4 protein-coding genes are annotated in these 3,072 nt (G+C 75.5%); 3 read left to right on the top strand and 1 reads right to left on the bottom strand.

The features are described 5' to 3' along the window. The coding region (locus tag HGA02_RS14615; RefSeq protein WP_168679720.1) for a DUF3097 family protein at positions 1-314 on the bottom strand (314 nt) is incomplete at its 3' end. Between the two features lie 128 nt (positions 315-442). On the opposite strand from HGA02_RS14615, the gene hrcA reads away from it, so the two are divergent. The 3 genes from hrcA to HGA02_RS14600 form a co-directional block, all read left to right on the top strand. Continuing rightward, positions 443-1,468, top strand: coding sequence for a heat-inducible transcriptional repressor HrcA (gene hrcA / locus HGA02_RS14610; protein ID WP_124341784.1), 1,026 nt, complete (start codon positions 443-445; stop codon positions 1,466-1,468). 67 nt (positions 1,469-1,535) lie between these two features. Then, a complete protein-coding gene (dnaJ, locus tag HGA02_RS14605) occupies positions 1,536-2,663 on the top strand; it encodes a molecular chaperone DnaJ (RefSeq protein ID WP_168679718.1) in 1,128 nt (375 codons plus the stop codon). A gap of 1 nt (position 2,664) precedes the next feature. Continuing rightward, a partial coding sequence (locus tag HGA02_RS14600; RefSeq protein ID WP_343035494.1) for an RsmE family RNA methyltransferase occupies positions 2,665-3,072 on the top strand: 408 nt, incomplete at its 3' end.

The raw sequence follows: 3,072 nt of genomic DNA, 5'->3' as shown, positions 1-3,072 counted from the left end.
GACCCGGACGCGGTCCGGGTCGGGGCCGCGGGCGCGGTCGCGCGGACCGGGGCGGTGAGCGCGACGGGCTCGCCGTCGACCCAGAACCCCGGTCCGAGCGGGAACGTGCGGGTCCGGCCGCGCCGGTCCTCGAGGACGACGACGTGCATGCCGCCCGACTTCTCGACGCGGACGACCGCGCCGACCCACCCCGTCGTCACCTCCTCGACGACGAGGCCGACGTCGGCGGCCTGCGGCCGTGACGTGCGGGCCGGGCGGTGGTGGGAGGAGCCGGAGCCCCCGAGCACGTCCGAGCCGTAGCGGTCCTGAGTCACGCGCGGCACTCTAGGGCGCCGGTGCACGCGCCGCCGGCACGTCGGGGGCGCGGCGTAGGATTGGCACTCGTGCACGGCGAGTGCTACCCGTGGCCGCCAGGCCCGGGACCGACGCAGGGGAGGCGAGAGTGAGCGAGGACCGTCGGCTGGACGTGCTGCGCGCGATCGTCGAGGACTACGTCGCGACGCGTGAGCCCGTCGGGTCGCGCGCGCTCGTCGAGCGGCACGCGCTGGGCGTGTCGCCCGCGACGATCCGCAACGACATGGCGGCGCTCGAGGACGCCGGGTACATCGCGCAGCCGCACACGTCGGCCGGGCGCGTCCCGACGGACAAGGGCTACCGCCTGTTCGTCGACCGGCTCACGACGGTCAAGCCGATGTCGGCGGCCGAGCGGCGCGCGATCGGCGAGTTCCTCGACCACGCGGTGGACCTCGACGACGTGGTCGACCGCGCGGTGCGGCTCATCGCGCAGCTCACCGGGCAGGTCGCGGTCGTGCAGTACCCGTCGCTGCGGCGTTCGGCGCTGCGGCACGTCGAGCTCGTCACCGTGGGGGCCCGGCACCTGCTCGTCGTCCTCATCACCGACACGGGCCGTGTCGAGCAGCGCACGCTGGAGCAGGACCACGACGTCGACGAGGCGGTCGTGGCGCAGCTGCGCGCCCGCCTCAACGTGGCCGCGACCGGCCGGCGTCTGTCGGAGCTCCCCGACGCGTTCCGCGAGCTGCACGACGCGTTCGCGCCGCAGGACGCGCCGCTGGTCCGCCAGGTCGTCGCGCTGGTCGAGGAGACGCTCGCGCAGGAGAGCGAGGAGCGAGTCGTGCTGGCCGGCACCGCGAACCTCGCCCGCGGCGGCGGTGTCGACTTCGCGCACTCGATCGGCCCGGTGCTCGAGGCGCTCGAGGAGCAGGTCGTGCTCCTGCGCCTGCTGTCCGAGATGGCCGAGGACCAGGCCGCGGTCAGCATGCGGATCGGGCGCGAGACGCAGCACGACGGCCTGCTGGAGACGAGCTTCGTCACGACGGGCTACGGCGACGAGAGCGGCGCGGTCGTCGCGCGCGTCGGCTCGCTGGGCCCGTTGCGCATGGACTACCCCGGGACGATGACCGCCGTGCGCGCCGTCGCCCGCTACCTGACCCGCATCCTCGCCGGATGAGCCCGCAGCGGCGTCCCCGGCCCGTCCCCACCGCGTGCCTGAGCACAGGAAGCGAGCGCACCCGAACGTGACCGACTACTACGAGATCCTCGGTGTCCCGCGCGACGCGTCGCCGGAGCAGATCAAGAAGGCGTACCGGAAGCTCGCGCGCGAGCACCACCCCGACGTCGCCGGCAGCGACTCGGCGTCCGAGGAGCGCTTCAAGGACGTCTCGCGCGCCTACGACGTGCTGTCCAACCCCGAGAAGCGCCGCGCGTACGACCTCGGTGCCGACCCGGCGTCGCCCGGCGGCGGCATGGGCGGCGGGTTCGGCTTCCAGGACATCTTCGAGACGTTCTTCGGCGCGGCCGCGGGTGCGGGCGCGCAGCGCGGACCCATCCCGCGCGCCCGCCGCGGCCAGGACGCGCTCGTGCGCCTCGACCTCGACCTCACCGAGGTGACGTTCGGCGCGCACAAGGAGGTGCCGGTCGACACGGCCGTGCTGTGCCCGACGTGCGGCGGCTCGTGCTGCCGCCCCGGCACGTCGCCGCGCACGTGCGAGGTCTGCCACGGCCGCGGGTCGGTCCAGCGCGTCGCGCGGTCCTTCCTCGGCCAGGTCATGACGACGCAGCCGTGCGCCGCGTGCCACGGGTTCGGCACGGTCATCCCCGAGCCGTGCCCCGAGTGCTCGGGCGAGGGCCGGGTGCGGTCGCGCCGGACGCTCGGCGTCGACGTGCCCGCGGGCGTCGACACGGGCACGCGCATCAAGCTCACGGGTCAGGGCGAGGTCGGCCCGGGCGGCGGTCCCGCGGGCGACGTCTACCTCGAGGTGCACGAGCGCAAGCACGACACGTTCGTGCGCCGCGGCGACGACCTGCACGCGACGCTCCAGGTGCCGATGACCGCGGCCGCGCTGGGCACGACGCTCCAGCGCGACACCCTCGACGGGGAGCGCGAGGTCGACCTGCGCCCGGGCACCCAGCCCGCCCAGGTCGTCACGCTCAAGGGTCTGGGCGTCGGCCACCTGCACGCGGGCGGGCGCGGCGACCTGCACGTGCACGTCGAGGTGCAGGTCCCGACGGCGCTCGACGACGAGCAGGTCGAGCTGCTGCGGCGGCTCGCGGTGCTCCGCGGCGAGGAGCGCCCGGAGTCGCGGCTCGCGAGCGCGAGCAGCGGCGTGTTCGCGAAGCTGCGCGACAAGCTCTCGGGCCGCTGAGGTGAGCGCACCCGTCTTCCTCGCGGAGCCGGGGACGCTCGCCGGCGTGGTCGCGGGCGTCACGTACCTGCTCGACGGCTCCGAGGGCCGGCACGCGGGCGTCGTGCAGCGGCGCGGGCCGGGGGAGCGGGTCGACGTGGTCGACGGCGCCGGGGTGCGGCTGGTCGGCGTGGTCGAGTCCGTCGGCGGCGAGGGGGTCCACCTGCGCGTCGACGACGTCGTCGTCGAGCCCGCCCCCCACGTCGCGCTCGTCCTCGTGCAGGCCCTGGCCAAGGGCGACCGCGACGAGATGGCGATCGAGGCGGCCACCGAGGTCGGCGCCGACGGCGTGCTGCCGTGGCAGGCCGACCGGTCGATTGTCGTCTGGCGCGGCGAGCGTGCCGCGAAGAGCCGCGCCCGCTGGCTCGGC

The sequence above is a fragment of the Cellulomonas septica genome, assembly GCF_012396155.1.
Taxonomy (GTDB): domain Bacteria; phylum Actinomycetota; class Actinomycetes; order Actinomycetales; family Cellulomonadaceae; genus Cellulomonas; species Cellulomonas septica.
The sequence above is the reverse complement of the archived record's forward strand: the minus strand, read 5'-3'. Positions and strand labels throughout refer to the sequence as shown.